Annotated in this window: 13 protein-coding genes; 4 read left to right on the plus strand and 9 right to left on the minus strand. The window is 39.6% G+C overall.

Going from position 1 to position 20,400, the window contains the following annotated elements:
* Positions 1-304: 304 nt before the first annotated feature.
* The 4 genes from ACYJZR_RS08525 (at position 305) to ACYJZR_RS08540 (ending at position 3,966) form a co-directional block, all read left to right on the plus strand.
* Positions 305-1,057: a hypothetical protein gene (locus ACYJZR_RS08525; RefSeq protein ID WP_042780546.1), complete on the plus strand. Its 753-nt coding sequence runs from the start codon at positions 305-307 to the stop codon at positions 1,055-1,057.
* 89 nt (positions 1,058-1,146) lie between these two features.
* A complete protein-coding gene (locus tag ACYJZR_RS08530) occupies positions 1,147-2,652 on the plus strand; it encodes a relaxase/mobilization nuclease domain-containing protein (protein WP_042780545.1) in 1,506 nt (501 codons plus the stop codon).
* A 183-nt stretch (positions 2,653-2,835) separates the two neighbouring features.
* Positions 2,836-3,612: a hypothetical protein gene (locus ACYJZR_RS08535; protein ID WP_025591604.1), complete on the plus strand. Its 777-nt coding sequence runs from the start codon at positions 2,836-2,838 to the stop codon at positions 3,610-3,612.
* Positions 3,613-3,708: 96 nt separating this feature from the next.
* Positions 3,709-3,966, plus strand: a complete 258-nt coding sequence (locus ACYJZR_RS08540) for a helix-turn-helix domain-containing protein (protein WP_025593110.1) — start codon at positions 3,709-3,711, stop codon at positions 3,964-3,966.
* A 294-nt stretch (positions 3,967-4,260) separates the two neighbouring features.
* Here ACYJZR_RS08540 and ACYJZR_RS08545 read toward each other — a convergent pair whose 3' ends face one another.
* From ACYJZR_RS08545 to ACYJZR_RS08585, 9 genes are all read right to left on the minus strand, one after another.
* The gene (locus tag ACYJZR_RS08545) at positions 4,261-6,117 is read right to left on the minus strand and encodes a UvrD-helicase domain-containing protein (RefSeq protein WP_461715805.1); all 1,857 of its coding nucleotides are present in this window, start codon (positions 6,115-6,117) and stop codon (positions 4,261-4,263) included.
* A complete protein-coding gene (locus tag ACYJZR_RS08550; RefSeq protein ID WP_332224237.1) occupies positions 6,117-8,021 on the minus strand; it encodes an AAA family ATPase in 1,905 nt (634 codons plus the stop codon). The genes ACYJZR_RS08545 and ACYJZR_RS08550 overlap by 1 nt, the downstream gene beginning before the upstream one ends.
* Positions 8,022-8,243: 222 nt before the next feature.
* Positions 8,244-9,161 carry a bacteriophage abortive infection AbiH family protein gene (locus ACYJZR_RS08555; RefSeq protein ID WP_461715806.1) on the minus strand — a complete coding sequence of 306 codons (918 nt, stop codon included), beginning with the start codon at positions 9,159-9,161 and terminating at the stop codon, positions 8,244-8,246.
* A 228-nt stretch (positions 9,162-9,389) separates the two neighbouring features.
* Positions 9,390-10,163 (minus strand): hypothetical protein, encoded by a 774-nt coding sequence (locus tag ACYJZR_RS08560; RefSeq protein WP_042780542.1) that lies wholly within the window; start codon positions 10,161-10,163, stop codon positions 9,390-9,392.
* A 288-nt stretch (positions 10,164-10,451) separates the two neighbouring features.
* Positions 10,452-12,368 (minus strand): DUF262 domain-containing HNH endonuclease family protein, encoded by a 1,917-nt coding sequence (locus ACYJZR_RS08565; protein WP_042780541.1) that lies wholly within the window; start codon positions 12,366-12,368, stop codon positions 10,452-10,454.
* Positions 12,361-13,707 carry a DUF262 domain-containing protein gene (locus ACYJZR_RS08570; RefSeq protein WP_461715807.1) on the minus strand — a complete coding sequence of 449 codons (1,347 nt, stop codon included), beginning with the start codon at positions 13,705-13,707 and terminating at the stop codon, positions 12,361-12,363. The genes ACYJZR_RS08565 and ACYJZR_RS08570 overlap by 8 nt, the downstream gene beginning before the upstream one ends.
* A 2-nt stretch (positions 13,708-13,709) precedes the next feature.
* Positions 13,710-13,883: a hypothetical protein gene (locus tag ACYJZR_RS08575; RefSeq protein WP_332224238.1), complete on the minus strand. Its 174-nt coding sequence runs from the start codon at positions 13,881-13,883 to the stop codon at positions 13,710-13,712.
* A gap of 159 nt (positions 13,884-14,042) precedes the next feature.
* Positions 14,043-18,743 carry a DUF3320 domain-containing protein gene (locus tag ACYJZR_RS08580; RefSeq protein ID WP_461715808.1) on the minus strand — a complete coding sequence of 1,567 codons (4,701 nt, stop codon included), beginning with the start codon at positions 18,741-18,743 and terminating at the stop codon, positions 14,043-14,045.
* Positions 18,744-19,090: 347 nt separating this feature from the next.
* Positions 19,091-19,642 (minus strand): VRR-NUC domain-containing protein, encoded by a 552-nt coding sequence (locus ACYJZR_RS08585; RefSeq protein ID WP_029809396.1) that lies wholly within the window; start codon positions 19,640-19,642, stop codon positions 19,091-19,093.
* Positions 19,643-20,400: the final 758 nt, after the last annotated feature.

A 20,400-nucleotide genomic window follows, 5' to 3' on the forward strand; every position in this document is an offset into this window, starting at 1 on the left:
TAATCTAAATATTTATATTTATTAGTGCGATAGCTTTTAAAACAACCAACAAATTAAACCTGGTTATATAAAGTAAAGAATAAAAATAAATTATAATTTCATAGTATTTATGGTTATAATATAAGAAAAAAGAAATTAACAAGCGGATACTGCTCTTCCCTATTTGTTCCAAATAGGTCGTTTGTAGCTTTAGCCTCCCGCTAGTCGGTTGCGCTAACATGCTTCGCAGTTATCGCTAAGTCGCACGCTGTTGCTCTATAGATAATAAAAATAAAATAATAATAATAAAAAGAGAAATAATAAAATGAACTTATCATTAAAAGAAGAACTAAATGACGCAATAAGAGAAATAGTATCCAACACTAAAAGAGAAAATAAAGATAAGCTAAGATCGCTTATTGAGAAAACAGATTACAGCTTAGAAGAATTACAAGTTGTTGTACCTTCCCTACTTCCACCTTTTTCAAACACATCTAAACTTACGCTAAGTTCTCATGCGCGTTTTTGTAATTGCATTTTAAAAAGTATTTACGCTAAAAATAATGCAGATAGCTTTAACGATGATGTTGTTACTGAATCACTTCGCATCCTCGATGCAGTGAAAAACGGATTCAAAGAAGAGCGCAAAGAAACTAAAGACTTATACAATATTGCATTAAAAACACATATAACAGCAGAACAGCACGAGCGCTTCATCGCTAACAAGAAAAGTTACAACTACCGCTCTAACGCTGCTTTTCTTAGAGACGTAGCTTTAAATCAAGTCGAACCACGACCAAACAATGACGAAGCGTATTCAAACTACTTTAAAGAAACCAAGGAGCTATCAAAAGCCCTGCAAGTGCTTGCAGAAGATCTTGAGGATGCTGACAGCGCTGAGATAGCTGAACTGAGTAGAGGCATTAAAGAACTTGAGAAGATCGTTAATATTATACGCAAGCTAGCAATAGATTCTCACTCATCAGCAACAGCTAAAATACTAGCTTTAAAGTACTTATCTTCGCGTCAGTTAGATGAGATATGCAAACAAAAGATACTAGAAGAAGCTGAATTATAAAGCCTAAACTCCCGCCTTATTTTTAAGGCGGGTTTATCTACCATTTCTTATTACTTTCTCACTAACGATAATAATAAAGAGACAATAAAATGATATTTACAGAACTAGAATGCACAAGAAGTCAGCAAACCGCTAAGGACGCTCAGAACCTCGTGGAATATGGCGCTAAACAAAAAGACGCCGACAACCTAGTGAAGTACGGAGCTGGTAAAACAAAACATGCTCCAGTATCCCAAGGACACTCCTTCTTCATCTGCGCTAATGAAATCGAATCCATTCCAGTTGAGATGAGCGAACTGGCTACTGGCGCTGACTGGCACGATGCTATCACTGAACTGCAAAGCAGCTATAAGCACAACCCTACAGTCAAACACCCTTTCCGCCACTTCGTCATATCTATAGACGAAGGAGAGCGACTTACAGACAAGCAGTGGCGTAAAACAGTAAAAAAGACTATGAATCACCTAGGTTACGAAAACGCACGCTACATCGCGTTTAGACACGAAGATACTGATTCTCAGCACGTACACATAACTGTATCAACACAAGACTTGGAAACAAACAAAGTCATCAGCAACTGGATGTCTGTTGAAGCTGCACAAGAAATCATGCGCGAACAAGAAAAAGAGTTTGGATTAATACAGCTAGAAAACTCATCAGAGATATTAGCAAGGGGCGAAGCAGTCGTTTCTGACAAGTACTCTCACTCAGTGAAGTTGATGATGAGACGCTTAGTTGAGTCAAGCATTAAAGAGCTGCCAGCGCTAGTACGAGCTAGAGCCAAAAATCTAGAGAAACTAGGTGTAAGCGATGAGCACACTACTAAAGCGAGCTTAGCTCTTTATCAAATAGCACTGTTAAGAAATGGCGTCGAAACAATACTTAAAGAAGACAGAAGCAACGAAAAATTCGTTGGTCTTGTTTACAAATACAATGACTTCATCATACCCGCTTCTAAGCTCAGGAGCGGTAACAAGTTCACCCTCGGCGGCTTGATAAAATCTGGTGTTCTAGCAAGTGATGCAAACATTATAAGTAACTATGACGAGTCACAAATTGAAAATTACGAAGTTAGAGAATTGTTTGAATCGCAAAAAGATTTTGCAGAGCAAAGATTTGAAACAGTAAGAAGAGATGCTGAGGCACATGCTGATAAAGTAAAAAAACAAATGGAGGAATGGGATAAACACATGTTTAACTTCTTCATTACCTCGTGTAAAAAGCAACATCAAAAAGCTATGGAAGATGCGATAGATTTCTGGCTCTATCACGGTAAGCGCATCAAAAAACGCGACAAAGCTTTCGTTCACGCAATTTATGAGCAGGAACAAGGCATATACTCGGCATCTAAAACGCTAAGTAAATTCTTCTATCATCTGCTTCTAATCTTTTTCGAACTAAGCAAGAAGAACCACTGGGAATTGAAAATAACCCCTGTCGCGGCACATGAAGATCAAGACCTAGCAATTAACCAAGCCATTGAACAAATAGAAAAAACATATAAAAACGAAGGTATTTTTTCTGACAACAAAAAGCAGAACAGAAGACGCAACATCAAGAAGAAACCAAAAGATATCGCTGAAAATACATATTAATGCAAAAAAGAGGGCTGAAGCTCTCTTTTTTATTTTTGTAATATAAATAGAAAAACTCACCATCATTTAAAAATAAAAAATTAACTGATGAATTTAATACAAACAATAACATTATAGTTTATATTATAAATTTAAATGCTATAATTAAAATATAACAACAAATAATAATAAAAAGATAATAATATGAGTATTTTTAAAAAAATAAATAATGAATTAACTGATAACGTTACAGTAACACCAAAACAAAAGAAATCTCCCCTACCGCGATTTCAAAAAAACAAAAGTGGCAAGATACTTTACATTATTGTCCGAGATCCTGAGTTAATAAATAGTAGCGGCAACGCAACACATATAACATTAATAAAGCTACCGATCACTGCCCCCTCCTCTCCGCGTTCTATAAAACACCTCATTGCCAAATATGGCACTGAAGAAGCGAAATCTGGAAAGTACGAAATTACTGAGCACAACTTTGACGAGATCATGTCTCACTTTAGACCAGCTAACGAGTTATATAAAAAGTACAGAAAAGAAGAACTGCATGAAAAGCAAAGCGTTGTTATTAATTCAAAAGAAGAGCAAGTCTGCAAGATTGCTGCATTGATACATCAAGCATCAGATGCTTTTGACGAGCTAGAGGGTGAAGATGAGATTGATGTTCTTGAAGCACAAGAAATCCATCAGGCTTTGTACAGAGTGAAAAACAGACTCAGAGCAGCAAGAATGCCTGATACTTACTATAACGAGTTTCTCTTTAAAGAAGATGATAAAGAATCTGTTGAGCATATGCGCAGTAAGCGTAAGTTTAACCTTGAAGACAAAGCTAGCCTTATGAGATTCGTTAAAGTCTTTTCTAAGCTAACCCCTCTAAAGCTTCGTGACCGTGACTCATCAAAAACTGATATAAAAGCAGTAGCATTAAGAAGAAAAATCGAAGAACTCAAACAAAAAGTAGAATAGAACCAACAGCCCCGATGGGGCTGTTTTTCCTTTTTACCCTTGACTGCGGGTAAAGCACAAACTACCCTCTATCGCGGGTAAATACGAGGAATTGTTATGTTGATAACATCATCTAGGCAGTTAGCAATACATCTGCGTGACGAAAGAAAACACAAGAACCTGTCGCAAGCTAAGGCTGCCGACCCCGTGGGTCTAAAACAAGACACTATTTCCAAGTTTGAGATTAATCCAGAGACCACCAGGATTCAGACTCTATTTCGCATCTTATCATCGCTAAATCTGGAAATGCATATAGTGCCGAAAGGAGAAAGTATCGAACTGAAAGCCGACAGTGGGAGCGAAGAGAAATGGTGAATAAAGCCATTCCAACTCATGAGAATCAACCAAATCGGCATGTTCAACGAAATAAAGTGCCGCTGATTTTAAGCAAGCTACCCCATTCCCATGCATGGGAATACAATTAGACATCTGATCGTCATATTAACTCTGAAAAGTTATGGCTAGATCGTACAAATCAATCTGCTGGTATTGTAGCTCACAACTGGACACAAACATGTTAGTTACAAATATCTAACTCTTCCGCCTAGGATTAGGAAAAGTAATCCAAAATCCAAGAACAAAATATCTCATCGACTTTTCAAGAAAAATTTACATCATTGTAAGGTCACAAATTTTCCAGCCTGCATAATCCTGCTTCCCAAGGTGCTCTGTAGGAAACCCTGATTTATCCATAGCTAAACAAAGCAAGTGCTCAGGCCTTGAGAAGGCGACATATAACTGCTTCATGAACTTGATTTTTGTAGCGGCTGTCGGTTTCGTAGTGTTTTCGGCTAGAATATAGTCAATTAATGATTTTAAATCATTTGAACGGAATTTTGTTTCCAAGACTAGCGTGGCTGCATGTGTTTCACCTTTAACTGCATGAATTGTTGCCACTTCATTTTCGATTGTTCTCCCTGAAACTTCTGTATAAACCTTGTTAGCGCTGACATTGTTAACAGTAGCTGCGTGAGGCCTATTACCTTCAAAACAGACAAACTCTTGAATTTGAGTCAAGTTATGCAAGTTCAAATAACTTAATAGAGTAGTCACTGATTCGTTCCATATATCCTCTGTTATGTCATTTTCAATCAATGACTTAATCAGGACATTGAAATTGATAATTAAACCCGATTCTCTTAAATATTTACGTATATATGTGGTTGAGTACCCAGACTGAGTACCATCTTGGTGTGATAGTTTGGAATTAGATATTCGACCGCATCTAACCATCCCGTCAAGAATTAGACGATATGCTTGATGTTCACCTTTTAAGCGACTCCCTTCATAAAAGTAATGAATAAGTTTGCTTGGTTTAAACGCATTTGTTGAGTTGCTCTTATCAAATGAGTCGAGATAGTTGCAAATGGTTAATCCATCATCCTTTCTAACACCAACTGCACCAACCGTTTTAATTGGTCTTTTACAGTCTTCGGGGATTGCTTGCGAACACAATTCTGCAAACCTATCGAAAACGTTACTTCGTGAGTTCTCATCAACCAAAAAAATTGTATGTAAGGCTTGTTCTGGTGCCGCTGTATCTGAGTTCAGGTTGATACGGTTGTAACTTAAATTTTTTGCCAGCAGCGCAATTGAATTGTTAAAGCGGTGACTGTCTTCGACTTTCTCTAAGGCAACTTGATTGTAAGTTTGATTCCCCTCTTCCCCACCACTATAAATAGCTTGGTCAGGGTCACCAAATCTTTGGAAGCTTACAGTCTCATGTTGGAATATATCGTTTAGCAATTCATCTTGGAATCTTTGAGTATCTTGCATTTCATCAATAAATACAGCAGGGAAGCGAGATCTAAGTGCGCCTTTAATCGATGAATTCTTTAGAATATACTTCTTAGCAAACGCATACATTTCATGGTAATAGAAGTAACCATCAGTCACCAACGTTCTTTTTGCTGACTTTAAATCCTGATAGCTTGACGATGTGGATGCCCTTGTAAAGCCAGGTACTGATAGTTTAACTTCGTCATCTATGAATTTATATTGAAGATCTTGCAATGATGAAATATGTCGTTGTCTCAGGAAGTTCTTTGTCCCTCTAGACAAAAGAGACCAACCCTTAGTACAACATATCTCATCGTCAACTTGGGTTACGGTAAAGCCTTTTGAACGTAGATATGGTATTGCGAGGAATCTATTTACAAACTCTTGAATTGTACCAATAAAGTGAGGATGGGATAATAGTTTTTGACCATCAATACTCTGCTGAAGGCGCTCAATTATTTCACCCTTTGCAACATTGGTATGAGTTAAAACACATATTCCTTGATGCGATTGTTTCCATTTTTTGGCATTTATAAGGAGCTTAGCTGCAACCATTGTTGTCTTGCCACTACCAGGGCAAGCCTGCACATCATTGAATGTCTTGATTATCTGCTTTCTTGCAGCATCAAACGTCACCCCTAACTCTGCTTCGACCGCGCTAATATCCGCATCATTAATATCGATCATTATTGTAGCGGCTCCATTTCTGTAGGAAACGATTCCGTTACATACTCAATAGCATCAACAATATAGGATGGTAACTTTGCTTTTAGATCTAGAGGGCGGTCTTTATACTTAGATAGGATCTCAGCCAGTGAATAACTAACTTCACTTTTCCCATCTCCTTTACCTTCGATAACGCCATACAGCTGGACAGCTCTTATTTGTGCATCAGTATTTAGTGCGTCGTAGCCATCCATGCTGTTATTTATCGCTTGGTATAGCTCTTCGCTCAGTCCGTACTTTGCAAGACAAAACTCAAACGTCCAGTCATTAGATATAAACGTTTTAACTAGCTCTCCATCAAACTCGGACTTCTTAGCTTTTCTTTCATCTATTTCGGCAGGAGTGAGTTCATTAAGCCAATACTTCAAGTTTCCGCCTTTACCACTTGGTTTTGGCTGTTTTTTGGTTTTAAAGCCATAATCGTTATCACCAGTATCTTCGGCTTCATTTGGCCACAAATCTAAATCCGTGATACAAGCTACCTTGATAGGTAGTGGTTTTGGATTTGCTGAGGTAGGACTGGATCGATAAGCCTTAGCGTAGCGCTTCCTTGATAAGCCATTTACGCTTACTAGCGACACTCCATAGTCTTCTAAAGGCCGTCCAAGTAATTCCGCTATTTTGGGGATTAAAACTACCTCTGCAACCCCTTCAACTAGCAATACACCTTTTGCAAAAAACATATTTGCTTTTGTGGAATCCAAAAATTTCTCAAGGAAAACATAATCTTCGTCTTCGAGTGCGGTGCATCCCTTTCTTAGAGGGAAAGCTTGGCCTTCTTGCATTAGGATTAAACTCTCTAAAGGGGCTTTTGATGCAAGTACAGGACTGTGAGTCGATAAAATGCACTGTAGTTGGCTATTTTCAGTCCGAAGATAATTAATAAACTTCAACTGTAACTGGGGGTGAAGGTGAGCTTCAGGCTCTTCTACTAGCAACAGAGGGTATTGCTCTTCCTCTTGCTTTATTAGCATTAGCTCGGTAGCCATAAATAACAGACTGCTATAACCCAATCCGTGCTTAATACCTGAAGCATCGAGTTCAAGGGTTAGTTTTTCTAAAATGGATTTAAGAGCGAATGATTTTTCTGATTCGCTCATGTCTGCGTAGTCCTTGCTTCCTAATAAACTTAAGACTGGAGTAAATACATTCGCTTTGAATGTTAAAGAGTTCAGCAAGGTAGCTATATTGTCTTGCGCAGTTTGGATTGCTGCATCTGACTGAATTTCCTTACTTGCACCAGTAAGTAGTTCAATAATACGCTGAGTGGCGCTCGTGTCCCCTGCTAAACTGGCGTTACTTCCTAAAATTTGAGATAGCCTAGACGAGCGTCCAGCAGAGAGTTCAGCTTCGGCATCACGTAGGGGTTTTAAATAAGTAGCAGCGAGGTATTCACGAACGTCTCTTTCAATTATAGGGCCATCATTATTGATACCAGAACGGATTTCGGTCTTTATAAATTGAGATTTTTTGAAAGGGCTTGGGGCGACTTTTGCTGAAAGAGTTATGAATAGAACAGATTTATCAACTCCAGGGGTTACTTCTTCATTTGTTAAATATTCTAAAAATAAGCCAGACTCGCGTAGGGATAAGTCCTCAAACTTTAACTGAATTTGTAACTCATTTTTGCCATTTAGGAAGTCAGTACTCTTCAGGTTAACCCACTCGGCTGAAGTTGTATCAAGGACAAGTCGGATTGCATCGATAACAGAGCTTTTACCCGCATTATTTTCACCTACAAGTAAATTTAACCCCTTGTTGAATGCCATAGAAAAATCTTTAAACTGTCTAAAATGTTGTGCCTTCAATTCTGATAAATACATGATTTTTTGACCAAACCAATTAACCGATGATTGTTCAGACATGCTAACCCAGAACTACGCCTATATCCTTTTTTATTATGCAGTTATATGAGTAAACACACGTAAAAGTTGCTATTTGATGTGTGTATGGAACAGACTACTGCTACCTTCTCGCATAAGTAGTAGTATTGAAAATACCTACATAAATGAATGGGTTAAACTCTAACTAACACAATGGGGCATATCGTCACGTTAAATAGTTTTAGAAAAATTGATAGCTTCAAATTATTTAGTCAACAGGGACATCTCTATCAATTTCATCCTGTTTTCGTCATCAACAATCTCCTCAAGTCGACTACGTATTGCTTCTTCTTCGGAGCTTGGATAGTAAGACGCCCACCATTGACAGTTCGACCCAACTATTTTGTTTACATAGTCAAAGTAAGGTTTATCGATTAATGCTAGAGAATGACCTAGGATTACCACTCTCTCAATATCTACTAAAGACTGTAGGAACGTGCTAGATGCTTGGACACAAGCAGCAGTGTCCTTGTGATTTTTTTTAAAGTATCCATGAGCCTCACTAACTGCGTATTCATAATCAGGTGAGTAAGAATCAGAAAAGGCCTCAACTTCTTCTGCGAGGGTTGATATGTCAATTGAGGGCGGAGCTTTATAATCTGAAGCCTCTATACCATGCCCAACAACAATTGGGGCGTCAGTGCTGTTTAGTTTGCCATGAATGTAACAGATACGATCTGAAGATATGTTATAAATCCGCTCAAGGGTGTTCGTATAGTTGAAACATAGAAAGCGAGCACTAGTATCTATTGGCAATACTTTGCCGTCTTCAACTGTACGACTCTCAGCCAATGACAAATAGCTATTTAAGTCCTTTTTAAGCCCCACTGTAAGCGCACCGATAGCATTTTCGACTTCATAGATAAACTGATTTTCATGAGGGTCATCATCATAATATTGGCCAGCATATTCAATGAGTGCATCGACATCAAAATTGGCAAGATTTGTCTCTAACTGTTGCCAGTGCTCATCTAATGTCTGGTTAGCAGACATCATAAAAACACCATTTTCATATAATCGGTGGAACTCACTATGTTTGGAATAGTCTCGGAAGCCTGTTAATGATGTCGGCAAGCCATGGTGCAAATCAAATCCATTGCCAATGATATAGAGTTTATTCACGCTGGTACTATCCTGTCGTGTAGAGTCTAAGGAAGTTATTAATTGGTTAGAAAGTAGATCGTAAGTTACTTTGTCGCATTACGAAGATTTGGTCAATGTTCTGATATTAGAGATACTCATGGAGTACGCGCTAACTTGAAATGGGGCAGAAACGATTCACAGGGTTACCGTCCTACCATATCTCGTTAGGATTAGCTTTGGTGAAATGACACAAACTAGAGTAAGGACTTAATAATCATACCACTTCCCGTAAACTCCCCATGAAGCTAGGTAATACCTGAACGTAATATAGTCATTAAAGTTATTAGCTTCCATTTTGAAGCCATGTTTGCGGTTCTGGTTCTTATCACAACCGCTTCGAGTATAAATCTTGATGGTCTCAGTTAACTCAAAGTTATTTACTAATTTATAAGCATTTGTCATCATTTTCTCTGGTGAAGATAAGCCATCAGTAAAGCAAAATCGTTTTGTAAATATATTCTTTTGCTCATGGTAACGCTTATAGTCTAGGAAAATTAATTCGTCCTCACGACTAGGTTCACTTCGAACAACTACTGTTTCATACATTATTTCTAACATTTCAAGTTGACGACCTGTGTCATCTTCTAACACCAGCATTTCAAGAGGTGAAGAGAAAAGTTTATAAAAAAAGTCATCGACCCGAATCATAAATGAATCGATTACTTTTAGTGCAACATCTTTCTCAAAATGAACACGATATGGGGCAACTAATCTCTCTTTATCAAGGCAACCCGCACATGCATTCGTTAGTTCAATTAGTACATACTCAGTGTTATACAAGAAGCGACATCTTGAATTAATAGCAACATATTTAGGTAGATCATTACATACACCTAAACCTGATAAGTACCCCATCGGACGCTTCATTTTAACCACGTCACCGACATACTTAGATTCATAGTCAATGACTTCGTAGTTACCATCAAACGTCCCATAAGGGAGCAATGATAGGGTGACCAGAAGTAGCAACACCTTCTTCATATATTCCTATGAATACCCTTACATACGTAAAAATCGCATTAGTAAGTGTAGGTCAAACATTGAACTGAGTTTAAATGCATTAATTTACAGGTAGCAAACTTTGGGGCAAAGGTGATTTAAGCAACTACGAAGGATTCCTTCCTAGTTGCCAGCACGGAATAAGGGCAATTCGAGTTATCTTTTTTAATTTAGTAAAACATGAATTAACTTATATGGAAGCGGAACCGAGTCACAGTTACGAAGTCCGCTTAACTGTATTCAATTCAAGATTAGCTCTTACAAATTACACTACTGATTACAAAGAGTCTTGATCATATGAGTTTCATGGTTAAGGATATTTTTTCGCCCTACTCCATCAGGCCCCCACTTATGGTAGCTCATCATAATTGCTTGCTTTAAGCTCTCTGCACGATTGTTCTCTTGATAGAACGTCTTCTTATCTTGCGGAGAGTAATTACTAAGCCTTGAGTTACTGCTTGGCGAAATAAGACAAAGATTGCCAAAGCGATCAACGTCTTCCATCTTACTTGCGCCCGATGGATCGGTTTGTGGGAAGTAATGTTCAACAGAGGTTCGGAATGAAAATTGGAAATCCTCAAAGTGCTTTCCAAGTTCTTTTTTACCTATACCATCAAACGATTCATTGTCTGATAGACGCTTCCACAATAGGTAGTCTAAACGGTTGAAAACAAAGTTTTGTACGCCAGTCCCCTTATGTAACACACCTACATTATTCTTTGTAAACTCAAGCTGAGAACCATCGCAGATCTCATCAAAATACTTGTCACTCTGCTTTTCAAGTGCGGCTAAATACGTACTGCCATCAACTTCCAATCGGTCTTCTGTAGTGAGGTCGTTCAATACTCTTAAAGCGTCATTTAGCCAGCGTTTGTAGACTAAAGCTGGATTCGACACATGGAACATTGCCAATATCATGCGAATCATTTCGTTCTGCTCGCTACTAAAGGCATTTGGATACTCAGGGCTTAAGCTTTTTTTGTTTGTGTAGGCATTCAGTTTCAACAAACTCCACTTACGCTTCTCATCGTTTTGGTCTGGCTTAATTATGTAGCTATCAAATATAATTCGGTACTTAAGCAGTTGATACACAAAGTCTTTGGCACCAACCCTCAAGCCATCGTCTTTAGAAATAAATGCATCGATCAGCTTCTTGTCATCTAACGAAACGTTTTCTTCTGTCTTCATAAGTTTTAAAACATGAAGTAAGAAGTTTGAGAAGTCGATAACAGTGCCAAAGCGCTCTTCTTTCTCTCGCTCTTCCTCATCATCATTTGGGCTAGATGTCTTGTTGGCGATGATTTCTCGTAGCGTCATTACATCTTGCTTTTGCTGCTTGCTCGTATGCTTATCTTGTATCGCTTCAAAGCTATGTGGCATGGTTTGCCAATCGTCACCGAATACTTCTTTTCGCAAGTCGGATTGAAAGCCCATCTGGGTATAGCGCTTCATATTCGAGCAAGCATCCCAGATTGTAGAAAAGCAGCTTCTTTCCTCATCAGTAGAAAGCGTACCCATGAACTTCGCTTTCAATACTTCATGCTTTTCCAACTGCTCACCACGGTTGTTCATGATCTCAAAGTAGTGGTTAAGATCGGTTTGCGGTGGAACAACAACTCTTAGTATGGTAACGCTTTCTAACAGGTAATCGAAAAACTGCTTAGTTTTATCGTCTGCGTCTAACCCTTTGGTTTTGAAGTAACGCTGAATAATGTTAAAGGCAGCATGGATGTTAGGTTCTTCTGACTCGCCATTGGTTTTACCTGTATAGATATCATTTAAGGCTCTGGATGATTTTGGGCGACTATCAAAGGTTAAATTAATATCTAGCCCTTCGAGTTCGTCGGTATCCAGTACTTCTCGATGTTTTAGATATGCCAATAAGATAGAAAGCGTTGTATGCCTTTGCTGTCCATCAATGGTTTCGTATACCACATTAGGTTGGTGTGAATGAGTTGTACGCTGATAAACAACGAGGCTACCCAGATAATACTTAGCTTGTTGGGCGGTAGCAGCTTCATCTGATTGAGTAATAAGCCCAGCGGCGTCACTAATATCTTGGATAAGCTGCTCAATCTCAGGCGCACCCCAAGCGTAGTTACGCTGATAGATAGGAATCACGTATTGAGTTTTGCTATCGAAAAGATCTTTAACTGATAACTGCTCTACTTGGTTCGAATCACTCATTTGCACTTCCCGATTTCATTGATTCAATTGATACCTGCACGTCCTTAGCGTTATTGAACTTAGGCTCTTTGATATTAGGAGGCTGAAAGTTCAACACCTGTTGAGGGTGAACGGCTTTTCTAATTGCTCTGAACAGCCCGCTACGAGTTTTGGCGTAATTGTCTACCGACTCCATGCCAATACGTTGCAAATCAAGACGTAAGAAATACGCCCAGCGATAGCAGATCTGTGCTGCTTTATCTAATTCCACATCACCGAACTTATCGTAGTAGTACATCACCGCACACAGGAATAGATTTCGCACATAGCTGTCTCCTTTACGGTTGCTGCCACTGTACTTAGTGTGTTCCTCTACAAATGAAGCGAGCGTTGCATCCTTGCCCACAAACAAACTTGAGTGGATGGTCATATAGTGCTGAATGTACTCAAAGAACCGTTTTCCGTTGATCATCACTTGATCAACTTGGAATGGATAGCCCTTGGTTTGCTTATCCCATTTACGCGCAGGATCGGCATTAAAGGTTTCAATCGCATAATCAAGCGCAAGCATTGCATCGACATAAGCGTATTGAGCGCTGTCTAGGTTGATACCTTTGAACACATCAATGTTATGGCGACTAAATTGAATGCCGTAGTCTCCGTCAATCCACCGACGCATTCTGAACAGGAATTCCCCCAAGATGGTGTGCAAGTTTGCTGACTCATCATCAGGGTTAACGCCCTGTTCCCACAAACTTACATGGTGCAGACGTTCGGTTTGCTCTGTTGAGTCCATCATTTCACGTAAGTGGTAAGCCTTTAGCAAGTCATGAGGGGCAAGCGTTTTACCACGAGCGTTTTGCGAATCGAAGAACTGGAACGCTTCGCTCAGATCATCTAGCGTAACTTGGATAAGCTCACACTTGGTAAGAACAAAGTTGAGTAGTTCCTGCTTTTCGGTAGCAGGCAGACCTGCTACTCGTTCAGAGATAATCTGTGCATTATTCTTGAGGTTTTCGATACTGACTGATGATTCAAACTTATGCTCAAGAAGAGTCGATGAAATGCTTTTATCTGCCCCATCAAGAATGGTACAAAGTAGCGTTAAAGTGAGCAGGCGCTGCTGACCATCAACGATGTTGAGAGCATCATCTTTTTTTTCACTTTCTGAACCTTTGTCTTGATGCAGTACCACCGTACCAAGCCGATAACATGGCTTAGCACGATGGTTAAAAATGTCATCAATCAGTTGATTGACGTGCTTAGGCTGCCATTTGTATGGGCGTTGGTACTCAGGAATCGTGAGTTTATGCTCTAACAACTGCGCAATGGTTTGAGGTTGATTGAAGACAATTGCCATAATTACGCCACCTGCTCAATAATAGCTTCAGTTAGATACAGTTGAGTAGCTTGAAACTCTTTTAAGCGAGCTTTATGTTGGTCGCCTAGTGTCACTAACTCTTTAAACGCAGGCAGAATGAACTTAGTTATAATATCGGTTTCATATAACTTGGCTTTGTTGATACTGGTGACCATTCCGTGCGCTCGCTCAGTTTGTCTTCATTTCATCAGTATACCGTAAATACTATATGAATCCGATAGTCTATTGCTGAACATAAGATGCTGTTATGCATAAGAAACACGGTCAAAGGGTTCCACTGAGCAATGACTCAGTGGAATATGGCTAAGGTCGTACTAAGCAACTTGGTAGGTGTCGCCTTTTATTTCCAAATGACCTAATTGAACTTGCTCAGACAGTATTGTTTCTGTTCTATCTTTCATCGCTTTACTTGTGCTAGAAAAACCGAGTACTTCCGTAATCGACTTAACTAGGTCATCGCTAGATATAGAGAAAGTATCCTTAACAGTCTCTATTGCGGCTTTTGCGATTTCACCATCATAGATCAAATCATACTTGCGCTCGTTTGATGGGAGTTCAACTCGATTACGAATCGTAATTTCACCTTGGCTTTTAGCAATAATGAATTCTCCGTCTAATTCAACTTTACCTTGCCGATTGAGTAAACCGATACCATCTAGAACCGAGCGATTTATCCGAGCACCACTTCGAGAGCTACCCACCGCAGACAAAAGACGAATAGTTAGATGTTTGACGTGAATTGGAGATTCAAGCTCTACAACTTTGAGAATATCCTCTGCTAGGGCAGTCGTGCTTGCTTCTGGGATCGTATCGCCATATCCAAGGTATAACTGCTCTGTAGGGAAAACTTGGTAAACGGCAGCAGATGCCTGATGTTCAACTTCCACCCTTTCAATCGCCGCTTTTGGCTTTGATTTTACAGTCTTTTCAACAATAGACTCTGAATCATAGGCTTCATAATAAGCAATAGCTGACTTGATAGCATCATTTAGCCTTTCCGTTTCTTTATGATGGTTGCGGAACCAATCAGTACTCCAAATACGGTGAAAACGCCAACCAAGTCCTTCAAGGACACTCTGACGAATACGATCTCTATCACGTGCGCTCTTTGAACTATGGTATGTCGCGCCATCACACTCTACCGCAAGCATATAGCGACCAGGTTTATTTGGATCTCTCACTGCAATATCAATATAGAAACCTGCACAACCTACTTGCGGTTGGACTTGATAACCTAGAGAGTGAATTGAAGAAATAACGTCCTCTTCAAAAGGTGAATCAGGTGCTTTGCCTGTCTCTTCTCGCTTAACGAGATCACCTGTTTCAGCATAATGTAAGAAGTTCTTCAGCGCACGAACACCAAACGGAGATGCCTCAGTCGTTGGCATCTCATCACCTTTGAAGTTACTGAATACCTCCATGCACATACGAGCACGTGAGATAAGAACGTTGAGTCTTCGTTCACCGCCATCACTGTTTAGTGGACCGAAACTCATTGGCAAGCGACCTTCGTTCGTCTTACCATAGCCGATACTGATATAGATGGTGTCACGCTCGTCACCCTGCACGTTTTCAAGGTTCTTAACAAAGAAATCTTCCCCTGCCTCATGCTCTCCAAAGAAGTCCTCAAGATCTGGGTTCGCTTTTCTTAGTCGTTCAACTTCCAAAAGGATTGCATCCCGCTGAGCTGTACTGAATGCAACAACACCTAGTGTTTGATTTGGCGTTTTCTTAGCATGTTTAATTACAGCTTCTGCAACCTCTGTCGCCTCTCCCACGTTACTTCGTGAGCCACCACGATCGTATGTAGTATTCGGCAAGTAGTTAAAACTCAAACCTTTCGCATGAGGGTTAATGCCCGATGAGGGGAAAATCATCAGCTTATTGTCATAAAACTCTTGGTTAGACACTGCAATCAATGACTCATGACGACTACGGTAATGCCATTTAAGCATCTTTTCTGGTGTACCTGACGCTAAGAACATGCCCAGAATACTTTCCATATCCGCAGTGAGGCTTTCTTCTGCGTCTTCATCATCTAAGACTAATTGTTTGCCGAAGAAACTTGTTGGCGGCATCTGCTTGGTATCACCAACCACGATAACCTGCTTACCACGCATAATAGCCCCAAGTGCATCAGCAACTTTAACCTGTGAGGCTTCATCGAAGATTACCAAATCGAAATCAACCACACCTGGCTCTAAATAAGTCGCTATCGACATTGGACTCATCATAAATACGGGCTTGATCTGCTGGATCACACGACCTGATTTATTAAGCAGTCGTCTGATTGGCATTTGACGGCGCTTCTTATTGAACTCACGTCTTAAAGTTTCAACTTCACCTCTTGCTGATGGGTTTGGCAAATTATCGTAGAGCCGCTTAACCAATGACTCTTGAGCAAAGTGGAACAGCCGCCCGTCTATGAAGCTGAACTGCTCAATCTGTTTTTCATGCTCAACTCGATCGAAATAACGGATTTCATCTCTTGAATCATACTGATGTTCAACAAGTGAGCGATAAAACGTATATTTGAAGCAGTCACGGAAAAGTGTTGTCGCATTAGCCCAAGTAAATGCCTCCTGTTTCCATTTTGAAAGTCCGATTCGGTCTAACTCAGCTCCTAAGCGGTTAAAGCGAGTTAGAGGGTAGAATTTTTGAATATCTTTACCCAACAACTCAACATCATCAATAGATAAAGAGTCACAACAGTCAGTAAAGTTCGTCAGATCTAGCTGAAGTAATGAAGCTAATTCGTTCAGCACACCTTCACGCTTACTGATTAACTCTTTTACATGGTTAAGCTCTGTTGTGGTAAATCCAATTTCCTTTGAAGGGTCTAAGTACTGTGCAGCACTCGCATCGAGTGAGCCAGACTTAATTCCTGAATGGCACTGGTGAACCCATTGAAGCGGTTTTAAGATCGCGATCCAGTCAGTACTCTCATTTGTAAAATGACTACCGATAGTATCTATTGCTAGTTGTGCAGAATCGATGAAGCGCTTTTGAGTCGAGCGATATTCCAATACGGTATCAATTTTTTCAATCCATTCATTTGCACCACCAGCAAGTCCATTCTTACACATACCAGCATAAGTACTTTTCGCTCTTCGATAGTCACCTGATAAGAATCGCCACCATTTCTGACCAGTCGTTAGCAATGAGCCACGGACAGGCATCCAATCGTAATCTAAAGCATTATCGACAAAGTATTCTGATAACTCTGCCTTTTGATCTTGTAGAGTTGCACCTTGAAGAGCGAACTCGAGTATCGCATCACCTTTAGACTCCCAAGCGGAAGAATTCACATCAACGCTTTCAAGCTCGGGTCTATCTGCAATAAGAGAAAGCCCCTCTAAAACCGAGATACAGTCTGTGTAATTATAGATAGGTGAAACATAACCAGCGCAGGTATGAAGGCCTTTAACCTGGTTAATAATTTCTTGCTGTGTTTCTTCTAATTCAGAGACGAGCTTTTGAGCCACCTTATCATCAGACGGCGAATAATCTTTAAGGGTTGTTGATGAAAACAGATTGAGGCTTGGCGCATCGTGCTCACTTAAATAGTCAACAGTCTCAGTTATCTTCGCCAGAGCAGATAAGTAATAACTCTTATCCCAGACATTTAAATCAAAGTTGGTACTTGGTAGTTCATCTAAGTCGATTAAAGCGTCAGTAACGATTCGCTCAAGCTGTGAGCTATAACCTAGAGCATCATGATAACTCACTTCGGTATTGGCAATACTTTCATTCACCGACAGACAGTAATCATCCAACTTATTACGAAGAGACACCAAGCGGTCTATATCGTCACTTCTCTCTGGAGTGACAGGAGCATGCTGCATCAGTGTACTTTCTAATGAAGAAAGTACTGATTTCTTGTTAGCTTTGTGGGAGTGTAACTCTAATACTGAATCACCAATATGGCAGTTATCTAGTCGGCGTTTAACAACATCAAGTGCTGCCATTTTTTCAGCAACAAACAGCACTTTTTTATTATCAGCTAAAGCCTGAGAGATGATGTTTGTGATAGTTTGTGATTTACCTGTACCAGGAGGACCTTGAATAACAAGATTAGCCCCTGACTTTGCAGCTAATACGGCTTCTGTTTGGCTCGAGTCCGAATCTAAAACCAGTTGAACTTCTTCCACACGGTTAACGTCCATTGGTGTAGAATCGAGCAAAGTTGCATCATGTTCAAAACCTTCCGTAAACAGCTTTTTAATTAAGCTATTTTCCGATGGTTTTTTACCTTCAGGCCACACTTCATCTGATAAGTCCTGATACATCTGAAACTTACCAAAAGAGAAGAAACTTAATACTATTTTATTGCTTTCTACCGACCAACGCTGTTCACCTGAAATGGCAATCGCAACTGAATTTAAGTATCCTTGGAAATCATAACCCTCTTCTCCTTCTTCAAAATCAGGTAAGACAATACCGAACTCCATTTTAAGCTTAGCGGCAAGGGTAAGGTTTGTTCCTAGTTCTGATTCTGTGTAGCGAATTTTATATGCGTCACCTGCATCAGCTCGGAAAATTTCAACAGGGATAAGTACTAAGGGAGCATGTCTCGGTTTGTCAGAATTATCATCTTCAAACCACTTAACGAAACCAAGAGCAAGATAAAGTAGATCAACACCCTGTTCTTGGACAAAGGTCGTAGCTTCCGTGCTCAGCTTTAGTAGGCGAGTATCAAGTGATTTTCTAAATAACTGAGTTTGCAGAGCGTTATCAGCGTGCCTTTTATCACCATTTGTTTCTTCAAGATGAGCTGTCAAATCAGTTAAAGATATCGAATTGCTATCCTCTTTCTCTAGAGAATCGGGAGCTGGAAGAAATGACATTGTCTTTGAGTCCTCAACCAAATGCTTAAACACTTGTTCAGACTTTTCGTCAACAATGTCTAGAATTTTGGCTCCCTTACCGACATTAAGTAATGTATTTCCTCTAAGACCCATATCAAGGAGTTCTTGACGGCTTTTATCAAAAATATCTTTAAGATTCGAGTTCATGTTGCAGTTAAAACCTTATATTTCGTTAACCGTATTGTATAGAAACTAACTAAGTAATATACATAATATGGTTCAAAACTGAGTATGTAACAAATACATTAATCACTTGATTCGTAACCAGTAACAGGTTTAATGAGACGTTACGCAACCATATTTTGTACTCTTTTTCTAGAGGTGACACCGATACTCTGGCTTTTTGCTCCGTATCTTCCAAGAACAAACCCAAGTTTAGTCTGCACTGCTTTTAAATAACTTATCAGCATGGTGAACAGCGCTGGCCACCTAACCCATTCCATTGAACCATAAAGCTAAAGCTAAAGCTGATTTTAACTGAAACTACCAAACAGTTAGTTGCGTTTTATCCACGAATGCGGAAACTCAATTATATCTAGGACATAGCTCTTGGGTTTATAAACTTGGTTATCTTCCGCCAAATATGCAACTGCAACATCACACCCTAAAATTGACTTAATTTGAGCCATACATATTAGCTGTGATTTAGATATACGATCCGACTGTTTTTTCACTTCCACAAACAAAACCGATCCATCCTCTTTGTAAAGCATTAAGTCTGGCTCTCCCGACGTTAATCCCTTCCTTAGAGCTTTGAACATTGCCAAACGTATAGGGTCAGTGTACTTAGCTACGATAGCTCGACCTTGATTATATTTATGGTTATTTGGTTCCCAATCTCCCAACGCATAAAATGCGGTACCATGCCAGCCTAGCTCTAAATACTGTTTTAGAGCATAGTATTCTCCGAAGTGGTAGTTTGGTTGATTGTGTACATCTTGAGGCACAAACAAGGACTCAGGAATCCAATCTTTACATCCACTTTTCCAATCGTCCAGCAACGATTGTGGATATGAAAAAACCGTTTCCGTAATTTTAAATTTCATTCGTTTTTCCTTAAACATTATACTTCAAACACAGAAGCCAATTTGAGCCTAAATTACCAAGCGTTTTGAATCACTCTAAAATGGTTTGACCATTCACAGCAAGACGGACCAAAATTTAGCTTGTAGCGTTACTGTTAGGTAATGGCTTCGCCTTCCCTGCGAGTTTCAGCACCTCCTTGAACTCTTTCTCTTCTGTCGGAGTCAATATTGGTTGGCGCATTGTATGGATCACGTAGCTGACAGCATGGTGTAAAGGAAGTTTAGATGGATCACCACTAACGCTATAAATTATCATATGATCACTAGGGTATTGCGAAAGTGCCTCGATAATACTCTCCTCTGTACACATATCATCACGGATGATATTTCCATGCCGCCGTCATATAATAAATGTTTTTTAAAGAGTTGGGTGGAGTCATAGAGTCATTACTGCCTTGTTTTCCTGCTAAGATCTTTAGCAAAAATACGTCTGAATACTTAGCAAGCGAGTCAGTAATTTTAGTGTGGTTATATCGTAACATGCTCATAACAGCCTTCTCCTATTTTTCTTCACAATTAGAATCATTGAGCATCGGAACACATTTATGTGTCCTCATCTTTAGCTCCGCTCAAAATAAATATTTAAAAATACAGTTAATGATAACCAAGACCATTGGTCAACTACCCTATTCCCACGCGAGGGAGCCAGCAAAGAGGAGGTTTTAACCAAGCTTGGTGCCGTGATTGTAAAAAGTGGAGAAACTTCCTTGAAAAACAGC

The sequence above is a fragment of the Vibrio sp. RC2502 genome (genome assembly GCF_054850435.1).

Bases quoted from the DNA above. Each gene is read 5' to 3' on its own strand.
- ACYJZR_RS08525 (WP_042780546.1), top strand. From the start codon at position 305: ATGAACTTATCATTAAAAGAAGAACTAAATGACGCAATAAGAGAAATA.
- ACYJZR_RS08530 (WP_042780545.1), top strand. From the start codon at position 1,147: ATGATATTTACAGAACTAGAATGCACAAGAAGTCAGCAAACCGCTAAG.
- ACYJZR_RS08535 (WP_025591604.1), top strand. From the start codon at position 2,836: ATGAGTATTTTTAAAAAAATAAATAATGAATTAACTGATAACGTTACA.
- ACYJZR_RS08540 (WP_025593110.1), top strand. From the start codon at position 3,709: ATGTTGATAACATCATCTAGGCAGTTAGCAATACATCTGCGTGACGAA.
- ACYJZR_RS08545 (WP_461715805.1), bottom strand. From the start codon at position 6,117: ATGATCGATATTAATGATGCGGATATTAGCGCGGTCGAAGCAGAGTTA.
- ACYJZR_RS08550 (WP_332224237.1), bottom strand. From the start codon at position 8,021: ATGTCTGAACAATCATCGGTTAATTGGTTTGGTCAAAAAATCATGTAT.
- ACYJZR_RS08560 (WP_042780542.1), bottom strand. From the start codon at position 10,163: ATGAAGAAGGTGTTGCTACTTCTGGTCACCCTATCATTGCTCCCTTAT.
- ACYJZR_RS08565 (WP_042780541.1), bottom strand. From the start codon at position 12,368: ATGAGTGATTCGAACCAAGTAGAGCAGTTATCAGTTAAAGATCTTTTC.
- ACYJZR_RS08570 (WP_461715807.1), bottom strand. From the start codon at position 13,707: ATGGCAATTGTCTTCAATCAACCTCAAACCATTGCGCAGTTGTTAGAG.
- ACYJZR_RS08575 (WP_332224238.1), bottom strand. From the start codon at position 13,883: ATGGTCACCAGTATCAACAAAGCCAAGTTATATGAAACCGATATTATA.
- ACYJZR_RS08580 (WP_461715808.1), bottom strand. From the start codon at position 18,743: ATGAACTCGAATCTTAAAGATATTTTTGATAAAAGCCGTCAAGAACTC.
- ACYJZR_RS08585 (WP_029809396.1), bottom strand. From the start codon at position 19,642: ATGAAATTTAAAATTACGGAAACGGTTTTTTCATATCCACAATCGTTG.